This is a genomic window from Pseudoxanthomonas sp. z9, assembly GCF_006542425.1.
Classification (GTDB): Bacteria; Pseudomonadota; Gammaproteobacteria; order Xanthomonadales; family Xanthomonadaceae; genus Pseudoxanthomonas_A.
On record NZ_VFID01000004.1, the window covers coordinates 79,364 to 103,407 of the forward strand.

A 24,044-nucleotide genomic window follows, 5' to 3' on the forward strand; every position below is an offset into this window, starting at 1 on the left:
TAGCCTTCGCCGCGCCTGCTCAGGGATTGGCAAGCCGCCGCACGATCGGCATCAGATCCGAAGGCAGCAGGCCGCGTTCGCCTTCTTCAGCGGCAACATCGCCCGCCAGCGAATGCAGCAGCGCGCCCGCGCGCGCCGCGTCGAACGCGGGCAATCCCTGCGCGCGCAGCGCGGCGATGATGCCGGTCAGCACATCGCCCATGCCCCCCACGGCCATGCCCGGATTGCCCGCATCAACAACACAGGATATTTCGCCGTGCGCGGCAACGATCGTGCCGGCGCCCTTCAGCACGATCACCGCGCGATGACGCTCGGCCAGCGCGTGCGCGGCGGCGAAGCGATCCTGTTGCACCTCGCGCGTGTCCACGCCCAGCAGGCGCGCCGCTTCACCGGGATGCGGCGTCAGGATCGCGTCGCGCAGTTCGTGCGGATGCGCGGCCAGCAGGTTCAGGGCATCGGCGTCCAGCACGCAGGGTGGTTGCGCCCGCAGCACTAGTTCGAACAGCCCGCGTCCCCAGTCGTCCTGCCCCAGTCCGGGGCCAAGCGCGACGACATCGGCCTGCGTCAGCAGCGGTGCCAGTTCCTCGCCGGATTCGACTGCGCGCACCATCGCTTCCGGCCGACGTGCCAGCAGGGGCGCGACGTGGCGTTCGCGGGTGGCGACGCGGAGCAGGCCGGCGCCGGCACGCAGCGCCGCTTCCGCGCACAACGCGATCGCGCCACCGCTGCCGTGATCCCCGCCGATGCACAGCACCCGGCCGGATTCGCCCTTGTGGGTATTGCGCCGGCGCGGCAACAGCCAGCGCGCGAGCGCTTCCGCGCCCAGCCCGCTGGCGGCGGCGGCGACACCGGCGAAGGTTTCGTCCTCGACTTCGAGTTCGTCCAGCGCGCACGCGCCGGTGTATTCCAGCGCCTGGCCGGTGCGCAGTCCCACGTGCTCGGCAATGAACTGCAACGTGCGCGAGGCCACCACCGCCACGCCGGGCACGTGTCCGCGATCGGCATCCACGCCGCTGGGAACATCGAGCGCGAACACCGGCGCGCCCTGCGCGTTGATCGCCTCGATCAGGCGCGCGGAACCCGCATCCGGCGCACGCGACAGGCCGATGCCGAACAAGGCGTCGACCACCACGTCGGCGGGCGGCAGCGGTCCACCGCCATGCAGTTCGATGCGTCCGCCCGCGGCGATGTAGTCGGTACAGGCGCGCTGGCTGGACGGCGTGCGCGGCACGTGCTCGTCCAGGTGCACCACCGTGACCACGTGCCCGGAGCGCTGCGCCAGTTGCGCCAGCACGTAGCCGTCTCCGCCGTTGTTGCCGGGTCCGCACACCACCACCAGGCGCTGGGCCCGCGGCCAGTGATCCAGCAGGTGCCGCCAGGCCGCCTGTCCCGCCCGCAGCATCAGGGCATGCGAATCGCCGCCGAGCCGGGCGGTGGCGCGCGCGTCCAGTTCGCGCGCGGCGGTGGTGTCGTACAGGGGAAAGCTGCCGGACATGCGGGCGATTCTATACTTGTCGCATGCCTGCCACCGCACCCACCACGCTTCCGGATCCCGCCGCGCTCGCCGCCCGGGTGCGCGAGTTGGCGCGGGGGTTCGGTTTCCAGCGCTGCGGCATCGCCGGCGTCGAACTGGGGCCGGACGAGGACCATCTGCGCGACTGGCTGGCGCAGGGCCTGTACGGGTCGATGGACTGGATGGCGCGCCACGGCGACAAGCGCAGCCGGCCGCAGGAACTCCTGCCCGGCACCCTGCGGGTGATTTCGGTGGGACTGGATTACGGCCGTAACGACAGCGACGACGCCTGGCGGACGCTTGCCGACGGCGAACGCGCTTATGTGGCGCGCTACGCGCTGGGACGCGACTACCACAAGCTGATGCGCAACCGCCTGCAGCGGCTGGCCGAACGCCTGCAGCAGGAAGTCGGCGCGTTCGGCCACCGGGTGTTCGTGGATTCGGCGCCGGTGCTGGAACGCGCGCTCGCACGCAACGCCGGGCTCGGCTGGATCGGCAAGCACACCTGCCTCATCGACAAGGACGGCGGCTCCTGGTTCTTTCTCGGCGAAATCTACGTCGACCTGCCGCTGCCCATCGACGCGCCCGCCAGCGCGCACTGCGGCACCTGCACGCGCTGCATCGAGGTCTGCCCGACCCAGGCGATCACCGCGCCCTATCGGCTGGATGCGCGTCGCTGCATCTCCTACCTGACCATCGAGCACGACGGCGCGATTCCCGAGGATCTGCGCGTGCCGATGGGCAACCGAATCTTCGGTTGCGACGACTGCCAGCTGGTCTGTCCCTGGAACAAGTTCGCCAAGCGCCATGACGAACCGGATTTCCGCGCCCGCAACGATCTGGATACCGCGACGCTGCCGCAGCTGTTCGCCTGGGACGAAGCCGAATTCCTGCGGCGCACGGAAGGTTCGGCGATCCGCCGCAGCGGCCATGAGCGCTGGCTGCGCAACATCGCCGTCGCGCTGGGCAACGCGCCGGCCACGCCGGACGTGCTGGCGGCATTGGCCTCGCGCCGCGAGGATCCCTCGCCGCTGGTGCGCGAGCACGTGGCGTGGGCGCTGCGGCGGCATGGGGTGCAATGAGCCGGCGTGCCCTGTGGGAGCGACGTCAGTCGCGAATCGGACATCCAGAATTTCGCGACTGACGTCGCTCCCACAAGACAGAAGGTCGCCGCGGAGAAATCAACCGCGCTTGCGCAACTCGTCCAGCAGCACCCGGGTGACCGGGTCGTTGGCCTGCGCTTCGCCCTTCAGTGCGGGCAGCAGGCCGTTGGCCAGTTGCTTGCCCAGTTCGACGCCGAACTGATCGAAGGCGTTGATGCCCCACAGGACCGACTGCGCATACACGCTGTGCTCGTACATGGCGATCAGGCCACCCAGCGTCTGCGGGGTCAAGGCATCGAGCAGGATCAGCGTGCTCGGACGGCTGCCCGGATAGGCGCGGTGCGGATCCTCGCTGCCCTGCCCGTTCGCCAGCGCCTCGGTCTGCGCCAGCAGGTTGGACATCAGCGCCAGGTGGTTCTCGGCATAGGGATCGTCGTTGCGGACGGTGCCGACGAAATCCAGCGGCACGATGCCGGTGCCCTGGTGCAACGCCTGGAAGAAGCTGTGCTGCACGTCGGTGCCGGCACCGCCCCACCACACCGGCACGGTTTCCACGCCGACCGGGCTGCCGTCGAGTTTCACCGACTTGCCCAGGCTCTCCATCACCAGTTGCTGCAGGTAGGCTGGCAGCAGCGCCAGGCGCTGGTCGTAGGTCATCACGCCGTGCGCGGCGTGGCCGAGCGCATTGCGGTTCCAGATCGCGGTCAGCGCGTGGCGTACCGCGATGTTGTCGGCGGGCGCGGTGTTCAGTACATGCGCGTCGAAATCCGATGCGCCGGCCAGCAGCGCCTCGAAGCGCTCGAAGCCGATGGCCAGCGCGATCGGCAAGCCCACCGCCGACCACAGCGAGTAGCGGCCACCGACCCAGTCCCACATCGGCAGCACCCGTGCCGCGTCGATCGCGAACGCGGCGGCGGCACGCTCCGGATTGGCGCTGACCGCGTACAGGCGTTCGCTGCTGCCCAGCCAGTCGCGCAGGATGCCGCCGTTGAGCAGGGTCTCCTGGGTGCCGAAGGTCTTGGAAATCAGGATCGCCGCGGTCCTGCGCGGATCCAGCGGCGCCAGCACGCGCTGGGCGGCCGCACCGTCGACATTGGAAAGGAAATGTACCCGGAAACGGCCCGGCAACGGGCCGCGCAGCGCATCGGCGACCAGGCGCGGGCCCAGATCGGAACCACCGATGCCCACGCTGACGATGTCGGTGACATCGCTGGCTTCCAGATCCGCGATCAGCGCGGCCATGCGCTCGCGCACCGCGCTGGCGGTGGCGAAGGCTTCGCGCGCGACGGCGGCACCGGAGTGATTGCCGCGCAGCGCGGTATGCAATGCGGCGCGGCCTTCGGTGACGTTGACCTTCTCGCCGTCGAACAGGCGCCGGAACGCGCCTTGCAGATCCCGCGATTCGCCGAGTGCGACCAGCGCCGACAGCGCCTCGCGGTCATAGCCCTGGCGGGCGAAGTTGAAGTACAGCGGACCATGACGCAGCGCGAAGTCGTTGGCACGCGCCGGATCCTGCGCCAGCAGCGCCGGCAGGGATTGCCCGCGCAGACGCGCGGCGTGGGACTGCAATGCGTCGAAACCCGGTGTCTGGCTCATGCGGCCTGCTTGGGAATGCTGTGGTTGGTGTGGGTGATCCTGTTGCTGCCGTCCACATAGATCAGCTTGGGCTGGAAGCGTTCGGCTTCCTCTTCGCTCATGCCGGCGAACGCGGCGATGATGATCAGGTCGCCGATCTGCACGTGCCGCGCGGCGCCGCCGTTGAGCGAGATGATCCCGCTGCCTTCGTCGGCGCGGATGGCATAGGTGGAGAAACGCGCACCGTTGGTGACATCCCAGATGTGCACCTGCTCGAACTCGCGGATGCCGCTGGCGTCCAGCAACAGGCCGTCGATGGCGATCGAGCCTTCATAGTTCAGTTCGGCGTGGGTAACGGTGGCGCGGTGGATCTTGGTCTTGAGCAGGCTGAGTTGCATGGCGGGGGAACGGACCACGGAGGAAGCGGAAGTTTAGCAGCGGCCGCGGGCGGCGGACGTGCATGCGGCGGGAGGCGCCGCGCGGGAGGCAAAGCGGGCGGCGGGCGCCGCGTTCACCATTCCAGGTTGTCGATCAGCCGGGTCCGGCCCAGGCGCGCGGCGATCAGCGCGACCCGGGGACCGGGTTCGCCGTCGACCGGCTCGCTCAGGTCGGGCCGGCGCACCGTGGTGTAGTCCACCGCGAAACCGGTGTCCACCAGTTGGCGGGCGGCGGCGGCCTCGACCTCCGTGCGCGGGCGGCCGGCGACGACGCCATCGCGCATCTCGGTCAGTACCCGGCGGATCTCTGCGGCGCGCGGGCGCTCGTCGGCCGACAGGTACTGGTTGCGCGAACTCATCGCCAGCCCGTCGCTCTCGCGCACGATGCTGCCGGCCAGCAGTTCGATCGGAAACGCAAGGTCCGCCACCATCTGCCGGATCACCGCCAGTTGCTGGTAGTCCTTCTTGCCGAATGCGGCCAGGTCCGGCTGCACCTGGTTGAACAGGCGGGTCACCACCGTGCATACGCCATCGAAATGGCCGGGGCGATGCGCGCCTTCCAGCAGGCTGCTGACACCGGGCACGTGCACCTTGGCCGCCAGTTCCACGCCGAACGGATACATCGATTCCACCGTGGGCAGCCACAGGACATCGCAGCCCGCGCCTTCCAGACCGCTCATGTCCGCTTCCGGCGTGCGCGGGTAGCGAGTGAAGTCCTCGTTGGGACCGAACTGGGTCGGATTGACGAACACGCTGGACACCACCCGGTCGGCGTACTGCCGCGCCAGCATGACCAGCGAGTAATGACCGGCATGCAAGTTGCCCATCGTCGGCACCAGCGCGACTTTCAGGCCCTCGCGTTTCCATTGCCTGACGCGGGCGCGCAGATCGTGCAGTTCGGTGATGGTTTCTAGCATGAAGGTGTCCGCAGAAGTCCGCTGGATCGCCGCGCGGTGCGCGGCTCAGTAGGAGTGGCTGGCGTCGGGAAAACTGCCGTCGCGCACCGCATCGGCATAGGCGCGCACGGCACCGGCGATCGAGCCGCCTTCGGCCAGGAAGTCCTTGACGAACTTGGGTCGGCGATGACCGGTATCCAGGCCGAGGAAATCATGCAGCACCAGCACCTGGCCATCGCAGCCTGGGCCAGCGCCAATGCCGATGGTCGGGATGGCGATGTCCGCGGTGATGGACGCGGCCAGCGCCGACGGCACGCATTCCAGCACCAGCAGCGCCGCGCCGGCTTCGGCCACCGCGCGCGCATCGGCACGCAGGCGGGCAGCAGCGGCTTCGTCGCGACCCTGCACCTTGTAGCCGCCGAACTTGAGCACCGACTGCGGGGTCAGCCCCAGGTGCGCGCAGACCGGAATATCGCGCTCGGTCAGGAAGCGGATCACGTCCAGCTTGTGGCCCGCGCCTTCCAGCTTGACCATCTCCGCGCCGGCCTGCAGCAGCGTGATCGATGCGTGCAGTGCGCGTTCGGGCGTGGCATCGGACTGGAACGGCAGATCGCTGATCAGCAGCGCGCGGTTCAGCCCGCGTGCGACCGCGGCGGTGTGATAGGCGATATCGGCGGTGGTCACCGGCAGGGTCGAGTCGTGCCCCTGCACCACCATGCCCAGCGAATCGCCGACCAGGATCAGGTCCGCGCCGTTGGCGTCGAAGACCCGGGCGAAACCGGCGTCGTAGGCGGTCAGCATGACCAGCTTGCGTCCGTCCCGCTTGGCCTCGGCCAGGGCGGGAACGGTCCAGGGCTTGCTATCGGCGTGGGTGCTCATGGGGATGCATTATCCGCTCATAACGGCTGGATATTCGAGCTTTCCAGGCCGGACACTGCATCCCGTGCGTAACCGACGCCCGGAATCAGGATGTCCGGCGCCAGTTCCAGCAACGGCACCAGCGCGAAGGCGCGCTCGTGCAGGCGCGGATGCGGCAGTTGCAGGCCGGGCACGTCCAGCATTCGATCCCCGAACAGCAGCAGGTCCAGATCCAGGCGCCGCGGTCCCCAGCGCTGTTCGCGGGCGCGATCCCTGCCGAACTCGCGTTCGACGGCCAGCAGGTGTTCCAGCAGCGCCAGCGGCTCAAGCGAAGTGCGCAGCATCGCCACCGCATTGATGAAATCCGGCTGCGCTTCCAGGCCCCAGGCCGGCGTGCGGTAGAGCCGCGACACCGCCACGCATTCGGTTTCCGGCAGCCGCGCCAGGCGCGCGGCGGCGGCCAGCAGGCTGGCCCGGGCGTCGCCCAGGTTCGCACCCAGGCCGACAAACGCCTCGCTCGGTGGGATCATCTCGACCGGTTCATTCCGGCGAGGCGGTGCTGCTGCGACGACGGCGGCGACGGCGGCGGCGACCCTGCGGACCACCCTCCTCGTCCGGGCTGCCGGCGGCGGACACCAGCGCGCTGGCGAGCGCCTCGGGCGACTGCGCCTGCGCTTCGCGCCAGAACGCCACGTCCTCGGCGTGTTCGCTGGACGCGGACAGGCGCAGCACCAGGAAATCGAACGCGGCGCGGAAGCGCGGATGGCTCAGCAGGCGCATGACCCGCTTGCGCTGGCGGTTGCCGAAGCGGGTCTGCAGCAGCCAGATCTCCTGCATCGGCAACGAGAACCTGCGCGGCAGCGCGACCGTGTTGAGCTGGTGCAGGGTGACCCGATCGGCGGCGCGGCGCTGCGCCTCCTCCGCGTGCACGCCCTGCGCCTGCAACGCCATCAGGGCGCGGCAGTAGGCCGGCCACAGCAGCAGCGCGAACAGGAACGCCGGCGACACCGGCTCGTCGTTGGCCACCCGCCGGTCGGTGCCGGCCAGCCCCTCGATCAGCATGCGCCGCAGCGCGCCGCTGCGGTTGGACGCCAGCGCCGCCGCGGTTTCAGGCAACAACACGCCAAGCAGGCCAAACCGCTCCAGGCCTTCGAAACTGGCCACCGCGTGGCCGGACAGGAACAGCTTGAGGATTTCCTCGAACAGCCGCGCCGGCGCGGCGTCCGACAACAGCGGCGCCAGTCGCGCGATCGGTTCGGCGGTGGCCGCCTCGATCGAGAAATCCAGCTTGGCCGCCAGCCGCACCGCGCGCAGCATGCGCACCGGATCCTCGCGATAGCGCTGTTCGGGATCACCGATCAGCCGCAGCGTGCGCGCCTGCACGTCCTCAAACCCGCCCACGTAATCGCGCACCGAGAAATCCTCGATGGCGTAGTACAGCGCGTTGGCGGTGAAGTCGCGGCGCACCGCGTCGTCCTCGACCGTGCCGTAGACGTTGTCGCGCACCAGCCGGCCGTTTTCCATTTCGCGATCGCCGCTGCCGTCGTCGCTGTTGGCGCGGAAGGTGGCGACCTCGATGATCTCGCTGCCGAACACCACATGCGCCAGCCGGAACCGGCGGCCGATCAGGCGGCAATTGCGGAACAGTTGCTTGACCTGCTCCGGGGTGGCGTTGGTGGCGACGTCGAAATCCTTGGGATGGCCGCCGACCAGCAGGTCGCGCACGGCGCCGCCGACCAGGTAGCCGGCGAAGCCGGCATCGCGCAGCCGGTACAGCACGCGCAGGGCATTGGGACTGATGTCCTTGCGCGAGATCGGGTGCTGGTCGCGGGGAATGATGCGCAGGGCGGTGTTCGGGGTAATGGTGGCGGTTCCGTCAGGTGGTCTCGTGCCCCGGGACGGGCGATTGCCGAAGGCCGGGGTAGCCGCATATACTAATGCGCTTCGCCGGCATCACCCAAACGCTCCCTTCGTCTAGTGGTTAGGACGTGGCCCTCTCAAGGCTAAAACAGGGGTTCGAGTCCCCTAGGGAGCGCCATTCCGGCTTGAAGTCACCTCGCGGGCCCGCTCCCGCGGTACCGGCGGCGACTTTTCGGTCCGCACGTCCGCCGGCCCTTCCCCTCGCCTAGCCCATGCCGCTGTGCCGCAGCAGCGCGTCGATGCGTGGCTCGCGCCCGCGGAACGCGCGGAAGTTCTCGGCCGCCCCGCGGCTGCCGCCCCGCGCCAGCACTTCCAGGCGGAAACGCGTGCCGGTGTCGGCCAGTTGCCCCGGGGTTTCCTCGAACGCGGCGTAGGCGTCGGCGCTCAGCACCTCGGCCCATTTGTAGCTGTAGTAACCGGCGGCATAGCCACCGGCGAAGATGTGGCTGAACTGGTGCGGGAAGCGGTTCCAGCTCGGCGGCCGGTTCACCGCGATCTCGTCGCGCACGCGCTCCAGCAGCGCCAGCACGCTGTCGCCGGCCGGATCCATGCCGCCGGCATGCAGCAGCATGTCGAACAGGCCGAACTCCAGCTGGCGCACGGTCGCCATGCCGCTCTGGAAGTTCTTCGCCGCCAGCATCCGGTCGAACAGATCGCGCGGCAGCGGTGCGCCGGTATCCACGTGCGCGGTCATCGTCCGCACGCGCTCCCATTCCCAGCAGAAGTTCTCCATGAACTGGCTGGGCAGTTCCACCGCGTCCCATTCCACGCCGTTGATGCCGGCCACCGCCAGCTCGCCTATTGCCGTCAGCAATTGATGCAGTCCATGGCCCATTTCATGGAACAAGGTGGTGACCTCGTTATGACTGAAGGTGGCCGGCTTGCCCTCGGCGCCCCGGCCGAAGTTGCAGACCAGATACACCAGCGGCGTCTGCGCGCGCTGCCCCGCGCCGCGCTCGCGGCGGTTGCGGCCATCGTCCATCCAGGCCCCGCCGCGCTTGCCTTCGCGGGCGTAGAGATCGAGATAGAACTGGCCGACCAGTTGGCCATCGCCGCCGACCAGCCGGTAGAAGCGCACGTCCGGATGCCAGGTCGGCGCCTGGTCCGGTTCGACCCGCAGGCCGTACAGCGCATGGATGAGATCGAACAGGCCGGCCAGCACCTTCGGCTCGGTGAAGTATTGCTTCACTTCCTGCCCGGAATAGCTGTAGCGCGCCTGCTTGAGCTTCTCGCTGGCCCAGGCCAGATCCCAGGCCTGCAGATCATCCAGCCCGAGCTCGTCCTTCGCGAACACCTCCAGTTCCGCGCGATCACGCCGCGCGTGCGGCAGCGCGCGTGCGCCGAGATCGCGCAGGAACGCCAGCACCGCCTGCGGACTGTCGGCCATCTTGGTGGCGACCGAATAGTCCGCGTAGCTGGCGAACCCGAGCAACGCCGCCAGTTCGGTGCGCAGCGCCAGGATGCGATCAATCAGCGCGCTGTTGTCGAGCCCGGCGTCGTCGCCCAGTTCGGAGGCGCGCACGGCGCTGGCGCGGTAGAGCTGTTCGCGCAGGCCACGATCCTCGGCATAGGTCTGCACCGGCAGGTAGCACGGCATCTGCAGGGTCAACTTCCAGCCGGCGCGCCCGTCCTTTTCCGCCTGCGCACGGGCGGCCGCCAGCACGTCGGCCGGCAGGCCCGCCAGCCGCGATTCGTCTTCGACGTAGAGCGCCCACGCATCGGTCGCGTCCAGCACGTTGTTGGAGAACTTCGCCGCCAACGCCGACAGTTCCTCGCGAATGGCGGTGAAGCGGGCCTTGCCGGCTTCGTCCAGTTCGGCGCCGCCGAGGCGGAAATCGCGCAGCGCGTTTTCCAGCACCTTGCGCCGCGCGGCGTCGTAATCCTTCGCTTCGGGCGACTGCGCCAGTGCCTTGTATTGCGCGTACAGCGCCAGGTTCTGCCCCAGCGCGCTGCCGAATCGGGTGACCTTGGGCAGGTTGGCGTTGTAGGCCTCGCGCAGTTCCGGGGTGTTGACCACGGCCTGCAGGTGGGTGACCTGGCCCCAGGCCCGGTACAGGCGCTCGGTGGCGTCGTCCAGCGGCACGACGAAATTGTCCCACTCCACCGGCGCCACCGTTTCGGCCCGCTTCACCGCCGCGTCCGCCTCGGCCAGCAATTGATCGATGGCGGGCGTGATCTGATCGGGTTTGATCGCGTCGAAGCGCGGCAGGCCGGAAAAATCGAGCAGCGGAAGGGTCACGTCGGGACTCCGGGAATCAGGCGTTGGAAGGCAGGTTCCCTTCCAGAGTGGAGGCGACCGGCGCGGATGCAAGCGGGCGCCGGTGAGCCGGGTCAGGCCAAGGCCTGCGCCGTCCAGGGCAAATCCGGCAGGCGTTCGCCGGCGGTGGCGGCGGCGATCACCGCGTCGCTGCCGCTGACGTCGATGCCGTTGCCCGCGTACCACTCCGGGGCATAGTAGCTATGCGCATAGCGTTCGCCGGCATCGCACAGGATGGTCACGATCGAACCCGCCTGCCCGGCCTGCTTCATTCGCTGCGCCGCCCACAGCACGCCCACGAAGTTGGTGCCGGTGGAACCGCCGACCCGGCGTCCCAGCCGCGCACTGACCTCGCGCATCGCCGCCAGCGACAGCGCGTCCGGCACCTTGACCATCGCGTCCACGCAACTGGGCAGGAAGCTGGCTTCCACCCGTGGCCGGCCGATGCCCTCGATACGCGAACCGCCGGTGCTGGACAACTCGCGCCAGGGCCGACCGGCCAGTGCTTCCCGGTAGCCGTCGTAGAACATCGAGACTTCCGGATCCGCGCACAGGATGTCGGTGGCGTGCTGGCGGTAGCGCACATAGCGGCCGAGGGTGGCGGCGGTGCCGCCGGTGCCGGGGCTGCAGACGATCCAGGCCGGCACCGGGTGCGGTTCGGCCGCCATCTGCTTGAAAATCGATTCGGCGATGTTGTTGTTGGCGCGCCAGTCGGTGGCGCGCTCGGCGTAGGTGAACTGATCCATGAAATGCCCGCCGGTCTCGCGCGCGAGCTGGCGCGAGGCTTCGTCGAGATCGCAGGCGCGTTCGATCAGGTGGCAGCGACCGCCCTGGAATTCGATCGCGGCGATTTTCTCCGGCGAGGTGCTGGCTGGAATCACCGCGATGAACGGCAGGCCGAGCAAGCGCGCGAAGTAGGCCTCCGATACCGCAGTGGATCCGCTGGACGCCTCGATGACCGGCGCCGCCTCGCGCAACCAGCCGTTGGCCAGCGCGTACAGGAACAGCGATCGCGCCAGCCGGTGCTTGAGGCTGCCGGTGGGATGACTGGATTCGTCCTTGAAATAGAAATCGATGTCCGGATAGCCCGGCAGCGACAGCGGAATCAGGTGGGTATCGGCCGAGCGGTTGAAATCGGCTTCGATCCTGCGGATGGACGCGGCCACCCAGTGACGATGCGACATGGAGCGGGAATGTCCGAGTGAAAGGCGGAAGTGGAAGCAGGGTGGGAACGGTCGCCCGGCATTATCCCACTTCCGCCCGCGGGCCGTGGATGGCGCGATGCTGCCCGCAGTCCGGCCCGGCCCTCTTGATCAGATCCTCGGCAGATCGAACACCAGCACTTCCGCGCTGCGACCACCGGCAACGCTGACCAGCGGTTCGCCGTCGTACAGCAGGGCATCGCCAGCCGCCAGCGCATGCCCGTTGACCGTCAACTCGCCGCGGGCGACGTGCACGTAACCTAGGCGGCCTTCGGCCAGGCGCAGTTCCGCCTTCTCGTCGCCGTCGAACAGGCCGGCGTAGACGCGGGCATCCTGATGGATGCCCACCGAGCCGTCCGCGCCGTCCGGGCTGGCGATCAGGCGCAGGTGGCCCTGCTTTTCCTGGGCGGAGAACGCCTTCTGCTCATACGAAGGCGGCACGCCCTGGCGATCCGGGATGATCCAGATCTGCAGGAAGTGGGTGGCGCCGGATTCGCTGTAGTTGAACTCCGAATGCTGCACGCCGGTGCCGGCGCTCATCCGCTGGACGTCGCCCGGCACGATGCTGGACGCGTTGCCCATCGAATCCTTGTGGCCCAGCGCGCCTTCCAGCACGTAGCTGATGATTTCCATGTCGCGGTGGCCGTGCTGGCCGAAGCCGCGCCCGGCTTCCACGCGATCCTCGTTGATGACCCGCAGCGGGCCCCAGTGCACGTGGTTGTCGTCGTAGTAGCCGGCGAACGAGAAGCTGTGCCAGGAATCCAGCCAGCCATGGTTGGCGTGACCGCGCTCGGCGGCCGGACGCAGGGTGATCATCGGGGAACCTCCACGGGAAACGTTGGCGAAAGGATGTGGTTCCGCACGCGCAGGATAAACGGCCCGCCGGCCAATGAGCTGTTCCAATTTTGAGACAATTAGACTTTCAGACCGCATCGAATCGCAAGAAACGGAACGAATCGGCCTCTCGCTGACCTGTTGACACCCGTATCCGCCGTCCGCTTCCTGCGCTTGCCCGGCACCACTCCAGGCCGGGCCGGGAGTCCGGCGACGCTTCAAGGACGCGAAACGCAATCAATGTCATCCGGATGAGTGCGTTGCATTAAACTTGTGGGGTTTTCCGTTTTGATGTTCTGCCAATGCCCTTCGTCGTCACCGAGAACTGCATCAAATGCAAGTACACCGATTGCGTGGAAGTCTGCCCGGTGGATTGTTTCCACGAGGGTCCGAACTTCCTGGTGATCGATCCCGATGAGTGCATCGACTGCACGCTGTGCGAGCCGGAATGTCCGATCAATGCGATCTATCCGGAGGACGACGTCCCCGCCGGGCAGGAAAACTACGTGCAGTTGAACGCGGAGCTGTCGCGGGCCTGGCCGGTGATCACCACCCGCAAGGAACCGCTGCCCGACGCCAAGGAATGGGAAGGCAAGCCCGGCAAGCTGCCGCTGCTGGAACGTTGATCGTCGCGCGCCGGCAAATCGGCGAATCGCCCCGCGCCCCTCGCGGTGGACATGAAAAAGGCGCCTTGCGGCGCCTTTTTCGTTTCCGGTAGACGCCCGGGCTCAGTTGCCGAGCTTGGCCTTGAGCGCGGCAATCAGCTTGGTGGCCGCCTCGCCCTGTGCGGGCAGGCCGCGCGGATCCACCGCCGACACGTAGGCGCCGGCCTGGACGCCGACCACGCGCACCAGGAAGTTGCTGCCTTCGTAGTTCACGTCGTAGGTGCCCAGCAGCTGCGCGCGGCTGGCGATGGTCACGCCCTCGATGCCGCCGAGCGCATCACCGACCTTGGTGAACACCTCGTCGCGGCTGCCCGTGGCGTTGAAGCCGGTGTTGGAAGCGGCGGCCGGCGCGCTGCCCTGGCCCTGCGACTGCACCTGCGAAGCGGTGGCCGGCAGGTTCATCGCGCCGGCGGTGCTGGGCGGGTTGAGATCCGGCGGGACTTCCAGCGGACGCATTTCCGGGCTCAGCGCATAGTCGCCCTTGGCGCCCTTCTTGCTGAACCACTTGCAGCCCGACAGGCCGCCGGCCACGGAAACGGCCAGCAGCGCGAGGGCGAGCGGACGCATGAGCGAAGGCGAAAAACGCATGGTGTTCTCCTGGGTTCAGGCCGCGATCGTTTCGCGGCTGGATTGTTCTTCGAGCCGGCTCGCGTGTTCGGCGAGACGGTTCGCGGTGTCGTGGTGGGCCTCGGACAGCGGCAGCAGCGGCAGGCGCAGCCCGCTGCCGATGTCCTGGCGCTGCAGCAGCGCCTTGACCGGGATGGGATTGGATTCCACCCCGAGGAAGCCATAGATGTCGCCGAGGTCGGCGTCGAGCGCGGCGACCGCCGCGGCATCGCCGGCGCGGGCGCGATCGCACAGCCGGCGGAAGGTGCGCGGCAGCGCGTTGGAGCCGACCGAGATCAGTCCGTCGGCACCGGCCAGCATGGCGCGGCCGGCGGTGGGATCGTCGCCGCTGAGGATCACGAAACCGTCGTTGCGCAGCGCCAGCAGCGCGGTCATGCGCTCGGGCTCGGAACGGGCTTCCTTGATGCCGATGATGTGCGGGTGCGGCGCGAGCTGGGCCACCGTCTCCGGCAACAGATCGCAACCGGTGCGGCCCGGCACGTTGTACAGGACCACTGGCAGGCCGCCCTGCTCGGCCACCGCGCGGTAATGCGCGACCAGGCCGGCCTGGGTGGGACGCACGTAAGGCGGGGTGACCACCAGCGCGTAGTCGGCGCCGGCGACCTGCGCGCGGCGGGTCTGGGCGATGGTCTTGGCGGTGTTCATCTGCCCGGTGCCGGCCAGCACGGGAATGCGGCCGCCAAGGATTTCCACCGCCACGCGCAGCAGCCGCTCGTATTCCTCGTCCGACAGCGCGGCCGCCTCGCCGGTCGAACCGGCGACGACCACGCCCTGCGTGCCGCCGTCGATCTGCCGTTTGAGCAGTCGGCGCCAGGCGTCGAGGTCGAGTTCGCCAGCGTCCGTGAACGGCGTGGCCAGTGCGGTAATGCTGCCGGAAAGGGACAAGCGTTTGCCTTCTTGAACGTCTTCGTTGAACAGGGGCGGCGCGGAATCCGCGCACCCTGCGATGTTACTTGCGGCGTGAAAGCGCGGGCAAGTATGCTGGATCCCGTGCCGGGCGCCCGCCCGGGGTGCCATTCAGACTCGCCGCCCTGCCGGAAGCCGCTTTGACCGATCCCACGCCCCGGCCTTCGCCGAACGAAAACCACCTCCTGATCAACGCCTATACGACGCATCCGGAGTCCCCGCTGTTGGCGGTGACACGCCGGATCGCGGACAGCGGTTGCAACCTGGTCGATGCCCGCCTGTCCACGGTCGGCCGGGACGTGTCGGTGACCGCGCTGGCGACCGGTTCCTGGGATTCGGTGGCCAAGCTGGAGGCGATGATGACCCGGCTGGAGCGCGAGGAAGGCCTGAAGCTGGTCTGGTACCGCACCGGCCCCAAGGTCGTGCAGTCCAACCTGCTGCCGTACATCGTGGAAGTGGTGGCCGCCGACAAGCCGGGCATCCTGTTCCAGCTGGCCGACTTCTTCGACCGCCAGGGCATCACCATCGAGAACCTGCAGAGCACTCGCTACCGCGCCATGCAGACCGGCGCGGAGATGTTCTCGGCGCAGGTGACCATCGGAGTGCCGGCCAACATGCACATCGCCGCGCTACGCGACGATTTCCTCGAATTCTGCGACCATCTGAACCTGGACGCGATCATGGATCCGATGAAGTTCTGATGGCGATTGACATTCCGGCCCTCGAAGCGATGTTCTGTGATATCCGCGAGAAGACGGATTGGAATATCGATGGCCCGATGCTGTGGGGTTATTTCTTCACGGATTCCTCACCGGTCAAGCTTGGGAATCTGAGGAAAGTGCTGGAACGGGAAGGTTACTCGTTCGTCGATTTGTTTGTGCCAGAGCTCGACGAAGGGCAGGATGAGTACTACTTTCTACATATGGAACGCATCGAGTCGCACTCGGTCCTCTCACTCCACGAGCGTAACCAACACTTCTACGCGCTGGCTGCGGACCACGGCATCGGCACCTACGATGGCATGGATGTCGGTCCTACCCCCGCCCTGGACGCCTGAACACGATGGTTACCGTCGGCAAATCCCTGCCCAAATCTACCCTTAAGCTGCCGCTGGCGCTGTCCGGCGGCGAAACCGCCACCCTCGCCGACCATGCCGGCCAGTGGCTGGTGCTGTATTTCTATCCGAAGGACAGCACGCCCGGCTGCACCACCGAGGGCCTGGATTTCAACGCGCTGCTGCCGAAGTTCAAGAAATTGAATGCCGGCGTGCTCGGCGTGTCGCGCGATTCGGTCAAGTCGCACGACAATTTCTGCACCAAGCAGGGCTTCAGGTTCCCGCTGGTCAGCGATGCCGACGAGAAGCTGTGCCAGGCCTTCGACGTGATCCACGAGAAGAACATGTATGGCCGCAAGGTGCTCGGCGTGGTCCGCAGCACCTTCCTGATTTCGCCCGGCGGCCGCCTCGCCCAGGAGTGGCGCGGCGTCAAGGTTCCCGGCCATGCCCAGGCCGTGCTGGACGCATTGAAGGCGCTCCAGGCCCAGTGATCGAACCGTGCTCCCTTTCCTCCACCATCCCGAGTCGCGGCGGGCGTGGTGGTTCGCTGCTGTGCGCTCTCCGCGGCGCGTGTTCACACATATCATCCTCCATGAGGCTGCCTGAATGACCCGAAGCAAGCGCATCTATGTGCTGGACACCAACGTGCTGATGCACGACCCCACGGCGCTGTTCAAGTTCGAAGAACACGACGTGTTCCTGCCGATGCAGGTAATCGAGGAACTGGACAACGCCAAGAAGGGCACCTCCGAAGTCAGCCGCAACGCCCGCCAGGTCAGCCGTTTCCTCAACGAACTGATCGTGGGCGCCGGCGCCGACCACATCCAGGCCGGCATCACCCTGACCCATCCGCAGGGCCTGCAGCTGAAGGCGCGCGGACAGATCGGCAAGCTGTATTTCCAGGTCAAGCCGGTGGACCCGGGCCGCACCTTCGGCACCGTCGCGCCGGACAACAAGATCCTGGCGGCGGTGCTGGAACTGCGCGAGGAACATCCGGAAGTCCCGGTCATCCTGGTGTCGAAGGACATCAACCTGCGCATCAAGGCCTCGATCAGCGGACTGGCCGCCGAGGACTACGAGAACGATCGCGCGCTCGACGATTTCAGCCTCCTGTACACCGGCGCCACCGAGCTGGGCGAGGATTTCTGGCACAAGCACAACGCCGATCTGCGCAGTTGGAGCGACAAGGGCCGCACCAGCTACGAGATCACCCTGGCCGACGACGAGGACTGGCATCCGAACCAGTACCTGTACCTGCCCGGCGACGACGAGGTCGAGCTGCGGGTGGTCAAGGTCGGCGCGGATCGCAAGGCCACGCTCACCATCGTCGATGATTTCCGCAACGGCCAGCATGCGGTGTGGGGCATCACCGCGCGCAACCGCGAGCAGAACTTCGCGCTCAACGCGCTGATGGATCCGGAAATCGATTTCGTCACCCTGCTCGGCACCGCCGGCACCGGCAAGACCCTGCTGGCGCTCGCGGCCGGCCTGGCGCAGACGATGGACCAGCAGCGCTATCGCGAGATCATCATGACCCGCGCCACCGTCAGCGTCGGCGAGGACATCGGCTTCCTGCCCGGCACGGAGGAGGAAAAGATGACCCCATGGATGGGCGCGCTGACCGACAACCTGGAAGTGCTCACCCACAACCAGGAAGGCGGTGCCTGGGGCCGTGCGGCGACCAACGATCTGCTTGCCAGCCGGATCAAGATCCGTTCGATGAACTTCATGCGCGGCCGCACCTTCCTGAGCCGATACCTGATCCTCGACGAGGCGCAGAACCTGACCCCCAAGCAGATGAAGACGCTGATCACCCGCGCCGGCCCCGGGACCAAGATCGTCTGCCTGGGCAACGTCGAGCAGATCGACACGCCCTACCTGACCGAGACCACTTCCGGCCTCACCTACGCGGTGGATCGGTTCAAGGGCTGGGCGCACAGCGCGCACATCACCCTGCGCCGCGGCGAACGTTCGCGACTGGCGGACTACGCTTCGGAAGTGCTGTAAGAAGCACGCCGGTGGCGATGCCGGTTCGCGCCGGCATCGCCGCCGCGCACCCGCGGCAAGGCGGATACGGGGCTGATCGCATAGACTCGTCCGCTGGTTCGGCGAATCCATCCTGCACATGGGCATGCAACTTCCGCGCTGGGTCTGGATCGGCGCGATTGCGCTGGCTTGCGTGGCCGGCATGGTCAACGTCATCGGCTTCCTGGGCTTCGAACACCAGGCAATCAGCCATCTCACCGGCACCACCAGCCTGCTCGGCGCGGCGTTGGCGGCCGGCGACGGCCGTTCCATCGCCCACCTGTGGGGCGTGCTGATCGCCTTCTGCCTCGGCGCGACCCTGAGCGGGCTGATCATCCAGGACCAGACCCTGCAGCTCGGGCGCCGCTACGGCGTGGTGCTGACGGTGGAAGCGCTGCTGCTGGCGGCATCGGTGCCGCTGTTCCAGCAGGAACAGATCTGGGGCGGGCTGCTGGCCGCCACCGCGTGCGGCCTGCAGAATGCGATGGTCACCACCTACAGCGGCGCGCTGGTGCGCACCACCCATCTCAGCGGCATGTTCACCGACCTGGGCATCGGCCTGGGCCACCTGATCCGCGGACGTCCGCTGCCGATGCGCCGGCTCACCCTGAGCGGGCTGATCATCAGCGGTTTCCTGGCCGGCGGCGTGATCGGCGCCTGGCTGTTCCGGCGCTGGAGCTATGAAGCGTTGTTCGCGCCGGCCCTGCTGACCGGCATGACCGGACTGGGCTACGTGATCTACCGGCACTGGCGCGTGCACCGGTCCGCGCGCGGATAGCCCGGGTCGCCGCGGCGCGGACGGATGGCACAATGTCGGCCATGACGCATCCTTCCGTGGTTTCCGCCCTCACCATCGCCGGCTCCGACTCCGGTGGTGGCGCCGGCATCCAGGCTGATCTCAAGACCTTCGCCGCGCATGGGGTGCATGGCCTGTCGGCCATCGCCGCGCTGACCGCCCAGCACACCCGCGGCGTGATCGCGGTGAACGTGCCGCCGATGGATTTCCTGCGCGCGCAGCTGGACGCCTGCTTCGAGGATTTCGACGTGCGCGTGGCCAAGCTGGGCATGCTCGCCACTGCCGACGTCATCGGCACGGTCGCCGGGGTCCTGCGCGCGCGCGCGCCGGCATTCGTGGTGGTGGATCCGGTGATGGTCGCCACCAGCGGCGCCAAGCTGCTGGAGGACAGCGCCCTGCAGGCATTGCGCGGACACCTGCTGCCGCTGGCCAGCGTGGTCACGCCGAACCTGCCGGAAGCCGAGCTGCTGCTCGGTGGCCGCGGGATCACCAGCCTGGACGACATGCATGCCGCCGCGCTCGCCCTACGCGAGCTGGGCGCGAAGGCGGTGTTCCTGAAAGGCGGACACCTGCCGGGCGCGGACGACGTCACCGATCTGTTCGCCGACGCCTCCGGCGTGCGCGGCATTTCCCATCCGCGCCTGGTGCTGGAAGCGCACGGCACCGGCTGCACCCTGGCCTCGGCGATCGCCGCCAACCTGTGCCGCGGCATGGCGCTGGCCGACGCCTGCTTCGCCGCCTCCGACTACGTGCATGCCGCACTGAAGCAGGGCTATCACCCCGGCCGCAGCGCGGTCGTCGTCCTGGACCATTTCGGAGCCTCGCCTTGCCGATGAACATCGACGCCCGCGAACTGCCGGCGGCCAGCGCCGATGGCCATGCCTGGACACTGGCCGCGCGCGTGCCGGAACAACCTCGCGTGCATCTGCTCTGGCTGCCGGCGCTCGGCGTCGCCGCCCGTCACTATCTGCCGTTCGCCGAGGCGCTGGCCGCGCGCGGCGTCGCGGTGTACCTGCACGAATGGCGCGGCAACGGCGGCAGCAACCTGCGCCCGGATCGCCGGCACGACTGGGGCTATCGCGAACTGCTCACCGAGGATCTGCCGGCCAGCCACGCGCTGGTGCGGGCACAGGCCGCCGGCTCCGCCAGCTTCATCGGCGGGCACAGCCTGGGCGGGCAACTGGCCGCCTGCTACCTGGGCCTGCATCCGCAGGCGTTCGAGCGGCTGTGGCTGGTCGCCAGCGGCACTCCGTACTGGAAAACCTTCGCCCCGCCACGCGGCTGGCTGCTGCCGTGGTTCTACCAGTTCGCGATCTGGCTGGCGCGCCGACGCGGCACCTTTCCCGGCCGGCGGCTGGGCTTCGGCGGCGAGGAGGCGCGCGGCCTGATCGGCGACTGGGCCACGGTGGGCCTGAGCGGCCACTATGCCGCCGTCGGGCTGGACGCGGATCTGGACGCGGCCATGGCCGGGGCGGCTCCTGCGATCCGCGGCGTGCTGTTCAACCGCGACTGGCTGGCGCCGCCGGCCTCGCTGGCCGGGCTGCTGGTGAAATTCCCGCGCGCGCGCAAGCACGTGTTGCGGCTGGACGCCCGCGCGCTGGGCACCCACGCCGATCATTTCGCCTGGATGAAGCAACCCGACGGTGTCGCCACCGCGCTGTGCGGAACGGACGACGCGGACTGAGGCTCAGCCGACCACGATGCAGTCGCGGCCCTTGCGCTTGGCCTGGTAGAGGCCGCGGTCGGCGGCGTCGATCCAGTCGCTCACGGTCGCCATCGACGGACTGATCTCGGCCAGGCCGATGCTGACCGTGCAGCGCAGGCCGTCGCGGGTGAATGCGTAGGCCGCCACCTGCCGGCGCAGGCGCTCGGCCGCGACGATCGCGTCCTCCCATTGTGTCTCCGGCATGACGATGCCGAATTCGTCGCCGCCATAGCGCCCGCCGGTGTCCGCATCGCGCAGGCAGGCCTTCATCAGGCGCGCGAATTCCTCCACCACGCCGTCGCCGATGGTGTGCCCGCGGGTGTCGTTGATCTGCTTGAAATGGTCGATGTCGATCAGCACCAGCACCGCCGGCCGGCGCGCGCGCTGGTAGCGGTTGAGTTCCACCGACACCGCGTACAGCCACTGCTGCCGGTTCATCAGGCCGGTGGCGGCATCGAAGCGTGCCATCTTCTCCAGCAGATCCTTGTGCTGCTGGGCCTTGCGCGAGATGGCGTGGGTGGCGAAGCCGATCGCCATCGGATAGATCGCCAGGAACGGCAGGCAGGCCAGTACCACCGGGTAGCTGGTCCGTGGTTCGAAGGCGAATCCCCAGGCCGCGCTCGCCGCCAGGCAGGTCAGCGCCATCGCCCCGAGCGTGCGGGCGCCGAAGCGCGGGCCGCCGATGATGACCTTGTCCATGGTCAACATCACCGCCAGCAGCGCGCTGGGCAGGGCATCGAAGCGCATCGCGGCGACCCAGAAGCCGCCCATCGCGGCGTCGAAGGTCAGGTTGCGGTATTCGTCGTTGATCGGATCCGCGCTGCGACGGACGCGCCAGTAGGCCAGGTGCGGCCATACCAGGCCGTTGAACAGCAGCAACAGCCACAGGCCGGGACCGTCGCCGTGTTCGTGCAGGACCGCGCCGACGCAGATCGTGCCCAGCCCCAGTCCCAGCACCCGCATCCGATAGGTACGGAAGCCGAAGCGGCTGCGGGTCTGCTCGTCGATGCGGTTTGCGCGTTCCAGTGGCAAGACAAGCGGTCGGTGGCTCCGTCCGGCGGATTCTCCGCGAACGGGCCGGCAGCGTCCAGCGGCGAACGCATGCGCAGGCGCCGTGCGCCCGCGTACGTCGGGTCAGGCCGCCTCGTACCCGCGTGGATTCATCGACTGCCAGCGCCAGGCGTCTTCGCACATGGCGTCGACATCCAGGCCCGCGCGCCAGCCCAGCAATGCCTGCGCACGCGAGGGATCCGCGTAGACCTCGGCCACGTCGCCGGTGCGGCGCCCAACGATCTCGTAGGGGATCTCCCGTCCCGAGGCCCGCGCGAAGGCCCGCACCAGTTCCAGCACGCTGACGCCCTGCCCGGTGCCCAGGTTGACGGTCAGGTTGCCGCCCGCATGCGCCGGTGCGGCCAGCGCGTCGGCATGCGCGCGCGCCAGATCGGTCACATGGATGTAGTCGCGCACGCCGGTGCCGTCGCGGGTCGGGTAATCCCCGCCGAAGATGTGCAGGCGTTCGCGCCGGCCCACCGCCACCTGGCAGATATAGGGCATCAGGTTGTTGGGGATGCCGGCGGGATCCTCGCCGATCAATCCGGACACGTGCGCGCCCACCGGGTTGAAGTAGCGCAGGTTGACGACATGGAAGTCCGGATCCGCACGGCACAGGTCGCCGATCAACTCTTCCATCACCAGCTTGGTGCGTCCATAGGGATTGGTGACCCGCAGCGGCGCTTCTTCATGGATGGGGACCTGTTCCGGATCGCCGTACACCGTGGCCGAGGAGCTGAACACCAGGCGGCGCACGCCGGACGCGCGCATGGCCTGCAGCAGGTGGATGGTGCCGCCGATGTTGTTCTCGAAGTAATCCAGGGGACGTTCGCAGGATTCGCCGACCGATTTCAGCGCGGCGAAATGGACCACGGCATCGTAGGGGTGGGCATCGAACAGCGCATGGATGGCGGCCCGGTCGCGCAGATCCAGGGTGTGGCAGACCGGCGCCTGGCCGGTGATCCTTTCCAGCCGGCCCAGCACCCGTGGTGAGCTGTTGGAGAAGTTGTCGGCGATGTGCACGTGGTGGCCGCGCGCGGCCAGTTCCACATAAGTGTGCGCGCCGATGTAGCCGGCACCGCCACAGAGCAGGATACGCATTCCCCGTTCCCGTCGATTCGTCCCATGGCCCGGCCCGGGATGGGCCGTGCTCCATCCCGTGATACGCGAGGACCGCGCCGGACAGGCCAACCCCGTGTCCGGGGCCCCGGCTGTCCTCTTCGCGATGGTTTGCGCGTTTCCCGGCGTACACACCCGCTAGACTTCAGCGGTCGCATGTCCACCACAGGGGAACGACGTTTGATGAATGCCTCACTGCCCGCGCTCGACCAGGTCAAGATCGCCGTCATCGGCCTTGGCTACGTCGGCCTTCCGCTCGCCACGGCCTTCGGGCGCCGCTTCCCCACGCTGGGGTTCGACATCAATGGCAAGCGCGTGCAGGAGCTGCGCCGCCACCACGACCACACCCTGGAAGTCTCGGAAGCCGAGCTCAAGGAAGCCGCCCAACTCGATTTCAGCGACGATCCCGAGGCGCTGAAGGGCTGCAACGTCTTCATCGTCACCGTCCCCACGCCCATCGACGAGTACAAGCGCCCGGATCTGCGCCCGCTGGAATCGGCCAGCCGCACGGTCGGCCGCGCGATCGGTCCCGGTGGCGTGGCGATCTACGAGTCCACCGTCTACCCCGGCGCGACCGAGGAAGTCTGCGTGCCGATCATCGCGCGCGAGTCCGGGCTGGTGTTCAACGATGACTTCTACGCCGGCTACAGCCCCGAGCGGATCAATCCGGGTGACAAGCAGCACCGGCTGGAAACCATCACCAAGGTGACTTCCGGTTCCACTCCCGAGGTGGCCGACTTCGTCGATGCGCTGTACGGGGCGATCGTCACCGCGGGCACCCACAAGGCCTCCAGCATCCGTGTCGCCGAGGCGGCCAAGGTCATCGAGAACACCCAGCGCGACGTCAACATCGCCCTGATCAACGAACTGGCGCTGATCTTCCATCGCCTGGGCATCGACACCCACGAGGTGCTGGAAGCCGCCGGCACCAAATGGAACTTCCTGCCGTTCCGCCCCGGCCTGGTCGGCGGCCACTGCATCGGCGTGGATCCCTATTACCTGACCCACAAGGCCCAGCAGATCGGCTACCACCCGGACGTGATCCTGGCCGGCCGCCGGATCAACGACGGCATGGGCGGGCACGTGGCCCAGCGCGTGGCCAAGTTGATGGGCCAGCGCGGTCTGCAGACCACCCGGTCCAACGTGCTGATCCTGGGCCTGGCGTTCAAGGAGAACTGCCCGGACCTGCGCAACACCCGGGTGGTGGACATCGTCGCCGAACTGCGCAGCTACAACGCCAACGTGCATATCCACGACCCGTGGGTGAGCGCGACCGAGGCGCGCGAGGAATACGGGCTGGAACTGGTTAGCGAGCCGCAGCCGGGCACGTACGACGCGGTGATCCTGGCGGTCTCGCACCGCGAGTTCATCGCCCTGGGCGTGGACGGCATCCGCGGCTTCGGCAAGCCCGGCGCGGTATTATTCGACGTCAAGCGCGCCCTGCCGCGCGCGGCGGTCGACGACAGCCTCTAGACACGGCTCCGCCTACCGTCGGACTCCCC

The 24,044-nt window shown here is 68.2% G+C and carries 23 protein-coding genes, 1 tRNA gene and 1 pseudogene; 11 read left to right on the plus strand and 14 right to left on the minus strand.

Features of this window, described 5'->3' with window-relative positions:
- Nucleotides 1–19: 19 nt before the first annotated feature.
- Nucleotides 20–1,495, minus strand: coding sequence for an NAD(P)H-hydrate dehydratase (locus FG323_RS04925; RefSeq protein ID WP_141453343.1), 1,476 nt, complete (start codon nucleotides 1,493–1,495; stop codon nucleotides 20–22).
- A gap of 23 nt (nucleotides 1,496–1,518) precedes the next feature.
- On the opposite strand from FG323_RS04925, the gene queG reads away from it, so the two are divergent.
- Nucleotides 1,519–2,595 carry a tRNA epoxyqueuosine(34) reductase QueG gene (gene queG, locus FG323_RS04930; RefSeq protein WP_141453344.1) on the plus strand — a complete coding sequence of 359 codons (1,077 nt, stop codon included), beginning with the start codon at nucleotides 1,519–1,521 and terminating at the stop codon, nucleotides 2,593–2,595.
- Between the two features lie 99 nt (nucleotides 2,596–2,694).
- Here the strand turns inward: queG and pgi are convergent, their stop codons facing one another.
- The 6 genes and pseudogenes from pgi to pcnB all read right to left on the minus strand — a co-directional run.
- Entirely contained in the window at nucleotides 2,695–4,212 is a 1,518-nt protein-coding gene (gene pgi / locus FG323_RS04935; RefSeq protein ID WP_141453345.1) for a glucose-6-phosphate isomerase, read from the minus strand.
- The gene (gene panD, locus FG323_RS04940; RefSeq protein WP_141453346.1) at nucleotides 4,209–4,589 is read right to left on the minus strand and encodes an aspartate 1-decarboxylase; all 381 of its coding nucleotides are present in this window, start codon (nucleotides 4,587–4,589) and stop codon (nucleotides 4,209–4,211) included. Before panD ends, pgi begins: the two co-directional genes overlap by 4 nt.
- A 113-nt stretch (nucleotides 4,590–4,702) precedes the next feature.
- Nucleotides 4,703–5,545 carry a pantoate--beta-alanine ligase gene (gene panC, locus FG323_RS04945; RefSeq protein WP_141453347.1) on the minus strand — a complete coding sequence of 281 codons (843 nt, stop codon included), beginning with the start codon at nucleotides 5,543–5,545 and terminating at the stop codon, nucleotides 4,703–4,705.
- A 45-nt stretch (nucleotides 5,546–5,590) separates the two neighbouring features.
- Nucleotides 5,591–6,403, minus strand: a complete 813-nt coding sequence (gene panB, locus FG323_RS04950; RefSeq protein ID WP_141453348.1) for a 3-methyl-2-oxobutanoate hydroxymethyltransferase — start codon at nucleotides 6,401–6,403, stop codon at nucleotides 5,591–5,593.
- A 17-nt stretch (nucleotides 6,404–6,420) separates the two neighbouring features.
- Nucleotides 6,421–6,912: a 2-amino-4-hydroxy-6-hydroxymethyldihydropteridine diphosphokinase gene (gene folK, locus FG323_RS04955; RefSeq protein ID WP_141453349.1), complete on the minus strand. Its 492-nt coding sequence runs from the start codon at nucleotides 6,910–6,912 to the stop codon at nucleotides 6,421–6,423.
- Between the two features lie 10 nt (nucleotides 6,913–6,922).
- Nucleotides 6,923–8,227 (minus strand): annotated as a pseudogene (pcnB, locus tag FG323_RS04960) (polynucleotide adenylyltransferase PcnB); the annotation flags it as partial.
- A 118-nt stretch (nucleotides 8,228–8,345) separates the two neighbouring features.
- Here pcnB and FG323_RS04965 point away from each other — a divergent pair.
- Nucleotides 8,346–8,420, plus strand: a tRNA-Glu gene (locus FG323_RS04965).
- Nucleotides 8,421–8,507: 87 nt separating this feature from the next.
- Here the strand turns inward: FG323_RS04965 and FG323_RS04970 are convergent.
- From FG323_RS04970 to FG323_RS04980, 3 genes are all read right to left on the minus strand, one after another.
- Nucleotides 8,508–10,541: a M3 family metallopeptidase gene (locus tag FG323_RS04970; protein WP_141453351.1), complete on the minus strand. Its 2,034-nt coding sequence runs from the start codon at nucleotides 10,539–10,541 to the stop codon at nucleotides 8,508–8,510.
- A gap of 92 nt (nucleotides 10,542–10,633) precedes the next feature.
- Entirely contained in the window at nucleotides 10,634–11,743 is a 1,110-nt protein-coding gene (locus FG323_RS04975; protein WP_141453353.1) for a PLP-dependent cysteine synthase family protein, read from the minus strand.
- Nucleotides 11,744–11,872: 129 nt separating this feature from the next.
- Complete coding sequence (locus FG323_RS04980; protein WP_141453354.1) at nucleotides 11,873–12,577, minus strand: pirin family protein; 705 nt, start codon at nucleotides 12,575–12,577, stop codon at nucleotides 11,873–11,875.
- Between the two features lie 320 nt (nucleotides 12,578–12,897).
- Here FG323_RS04980 and fdxA point away from each other — a divergent pair, with 320 nt between their 5' ends.
- Nucleotides 12,898–13,221 (plus strand): ferredoxin FdxA, encoded by a 324-nt coding sequence (fdxA, locus tag FG323_RS04985; RefSeq protein ID WP_141453356.1) that lies wholly within the window; start codon nucleotides 12,898–12,900, stop codon nucleotides 13,219–13,221.
- Nucleotides 13,222–13,323: 102 nt separating this feature from the next.
- Here fdxA and FG323_RS04990 read toward each other — a convergent pair whose 3' ends face one another.
- Nucleotides 13,324–13,848, minus strand: coding sequence for a hypothetical protein (locus FG323_RS04990; protein ID WP_141453358.1), 525 nt, complete (start codon nucleotides 13,846–13,848; stop codon nucleotides 13,324–13,326).
- Between the two features lie 15 nt (nucleotides 13,849–13,863).
- On the minus strand, nucleotides 13,864–14,772 hold the full coding sequence (gene dapA, locus FG323_RS04995) for a 4-hydroxy-tetrahydrodipicolinate synthase (protein WP_141453360.1): 909 nt from the start codon (nucleotides 14,770–14,772) through the stop codon (nucleotides 13,864–13,866).
- Between the two features lie 161 nt (nucleotides 14,773–14,933).
- Here dapA and FG323_RS05000 point away from each other — a divergent pair, with 161 nt between their 5' ends.
- The 7 genes from FG323_RS05000 (at nucleotide 14,934) to FG323_RS05030 (ending at nucleotide 20,352) form a co-directional block, all read left to right on the plus strand.
- Nucleotides 14,934–15,494, plus strand: a complete 561-nt coding sequence (locus FG323_RS05000; RefSeq protein ID WP_141453362.1) for a glycine cleavage system protein R — start codon at nucleotides 14,934–14,936, stop codon at nucleotides 15,492–15,494.
- Nucleotides 15,494–15,850, plus strand: coding sequence for a ribonuclease E inhibitor RraB (locus FG323_RS05005; RefSeq protein WP_141453364.1), 357 nt, complete (start codon nucleotides 15,494–15,496; stop codon nucleotides 15,848–15,850). Before FG323_RS05000 ends, FG323_RS05005 begins: the two co-directional genes overlap by 1 nt.
- A 5-nt stretch (nucleotides 15,851–15,855) precedes the next feature.
- Nucleotides 15,856–16,338, plus strand: a complete 483-nt coding sequence (locus FG323_RS05010) for a peroxiredoxin (protein ID WP_141453366.1) — start codon at nucleotides 15,856–15,858, stop codon at nucleotides 16,336–16,338.
- A gap of 115 nt (nucleotides 16,339–16,453) precedes the next feature.
- Nucleotides 16,454–17,854, plus strand: a complete 1,401-nt coding sequence (locus FG323_RS05015; protein WP_141453368.1) for a PhoH family protein — start codon at nucleotides 16,454–16,456, stop codon at nucleotides 17,852–17,854.
- Nucleotides 17,855–17,972: 118 nt separating this feature from the next.
- Nucleotides 17,973–18,650, plus strand: coding sequence for a YoaK family protein (locus FG323_RS05020; protein WP_141453369.1), 678 nt, complete (start codon nucleotides 17,973–17,975; stop codon nucleotides 18,648–18,650).
- 41 nt (nucleotides 18,651–18,691) lie between these two features.
- Entirely contained in the window at nucleotides 18,692–19,504 is an 813-nt protein-coding gene (gene thiD, locus FG323_RS05025) for a bifunctional hydroxymethylpyrimidine kinase/phosphomethylpyrimidine kinase (RefSeq protein WP_141453371.1), read from the plus strand.
- Complete coding sequence (locus FG323_RS05030; protein ID WP_141453373.1) at nucleotides 19,501–20,352, plus strand: alpha/beta fold hydrolase; 852 nt, start codon at nucleotides 19,501–19,503, stop codon at nucleotides 20,350–20,352. Before thiD ends, FG323_RS05030 begins: the two co-directional genes overlap by 4 nt.
- Before the next feature lie 3 nt (nucleotides 20,353–20,355).
- On the opposite strand, the gene FG323_RS05035 is transcribed toward FG323_RS05030, so the two are convergent.
- Together FG323_RS05035 and galE are read right to left on the minus strand one after the other, a co-directional pair.
- Entirely contained in the window at nucleotides 20,356–21,405 is a 1,050-nt protein-coding gene (locus FG323_RS05035) for a diguanylate cyclase (protein ID WP_141453375.1), read from the minus strand.
- A gap of 102 nt (nucleotides 21,406–21,507) precedes the next feature.
- Nucleotides 21,508–22,524 carry a UDP-glucose 4-epimerase GalE gene (galE, locus tag FG323_RS05040; protein WP_141453377.1) on the minus strand — a complete coding sequence of 339 codons (1,017 nt, stop codon included), beginning with the start codon at nucleotides 22,522–22,524 and terminating at the stop codon, nucleotides 21,508–21,510.
- Between the two features lie 201 nt (nucleotides 22,525–22,725).
- Here galE and tviB point away from each other — a divergent pair, with 201 nt between their 5' ends.
- Nucleotides 22,726–24,015, plus strand: a complete 1,290-nt coding sequence (gene tviB / locus FG323_RS05045) for a Vi polysaccharide biosynthesis UDP-N-acetylglucosamine C-6 dehydrogenase TviB (protein ID WP_141453379.1) — start codon at nucleotides 22,726–22,728, stop codon at nucleotides 24,013–24,015.
- Nucleotides 24,016–24,044: the final 29 nt, after the last annotated feature.

Excerpts from the sequence above, each read along its gene's own strand:
- tviB (WP_141453379.1), top strand. The coding sequence starts at position 22,726 with ATGAATGCCTCACTGCCCGCGCTCGACCAGGTCAAGATCGCCGTCATC.
- FG323_RS05005 (WP_141453364.1), top strand. The coding sequence starts at position 15,494 with ATGGCGATTGACATTCCGGCCCTCGAAGCGATGTTCTGTGATATCCGC.
- galE (WP_141453377.1), bottom strand. The coding sequence starts at position 22,524 with ATGCGTATCCTGCTCTGTGGCGGTGCCGGCTACATCGGCGCGCACACT.
- FG323_RS04980 (WP_141453354.1), bottom strand. The coding sequence starts at position 12,577 with ATGATCACCCTGCGTCCGGCCGCCGAGCGCGGTCACGCCAACCATGGC.
- FG323_RS05020 (WP_141453369.1), top strand. The coding sequence starts at position 17,973 with ATGGGCATGCAACTTCCGCGCTGGGTCTGGATCGGCGCGATTGCGCTG.
- FG323_RS04975 (WP_141453353.1), bottom strand. The coding sequence starts at position 11,743 with ATGTCGCATCGTCACTGGGTGGCCGCGTCCATCCGCAGGATCGAAGCC.
- folK (WP_141453349.1), bottom strand. The coding sequence starts at position 6,912 with ATGATCCCACCGAGCGAGGCGTTTGTCGGCCTGGGTGCGAACCTGGGC.
- FG323_RS05010 (WP_141453366.1), top strand. The coding sequence starts at position 15,856 with ATGGTTACCGTCGGCAAATCCCTGCCCAAATCTACCCTTAAGCTGCCG.
- panD (WP_141453346.1), bottom strand. The coding sequence starts at position 4,589 with ATGCAACTCAGCCTGCTCAAGACCAAGATCCACCGCGCCACCGTTACC.
- pgi (WP_141453345.1), bottom strand. The coding sequence starts at position 4,212 with ATGAGCCAGACACCGGGTTTCGACGCATTGCAGTCCCACGCCGCGCGT.
- fdxA (WP_141453356.1), top strand. The coding sequence starts at position 12,898 with ATGCCCTTCGTCGTCACCGAGAACTGCATCAAATGCAAGTACACCGAT.
- queG (WP_141453344.1), top strand. The coding sequence starts at position 1,519 with ATGCCTGCCACCGCACCCACCACGCTTCCGGATCCCGCCGCGCTCGCC.
- FG323_RS05015 (WP_141453368.1), top strand. The coding sequence starts at position 16,454 with ATGACCCGAAGCAAGCGCATCTATGTGCTGGACACCAACGTGCTGATG.
- FG323_RS04925 (WP_141453343.1), bottom strand. The coding sequence starts at position 1,495 with ATGTCCGGCAGCTTTCCCCTGTACGACACCACCGCCGCGCGCGAACTG.
- FG323_RS04990 (WP_141453358.1), bottom strand. The coding sequence starts at position 13,848 with ATGCGTTTTTCGCCTTCGCTCATGCGTCCGCTCGCCCTCGCGCTGCTG.
- panC (WP_141453347.1), bottom strand. The coding sequence starts at position 5,545 with ATGCTAGAAACCATCACCGAACTGCACGATCTGCGCGCCCGCGTCAGG.
- thiD (WP_141453371.1), top strand. The coding sequence starts at position 18,692 with ATGACGCATCCTTCCGTGGTTTCCGCCCTCACCATCGCCGGCTCCGAC.
- FG323_RS05030 (WP_141453373.1), top strand. The coding sequence starts at position 19,501 with ATGAACATCGACGCCCGCGAACTGCCGGCGGCCAGCGCCGATGGCCAT.
- panB (WP_141453348.1), bottom strand. The coding sequence starts at position 6,403 with ATGAGCACCCACGCCGATAGCAAGCCCTGGACCGTTCCCGCCCTGGCC.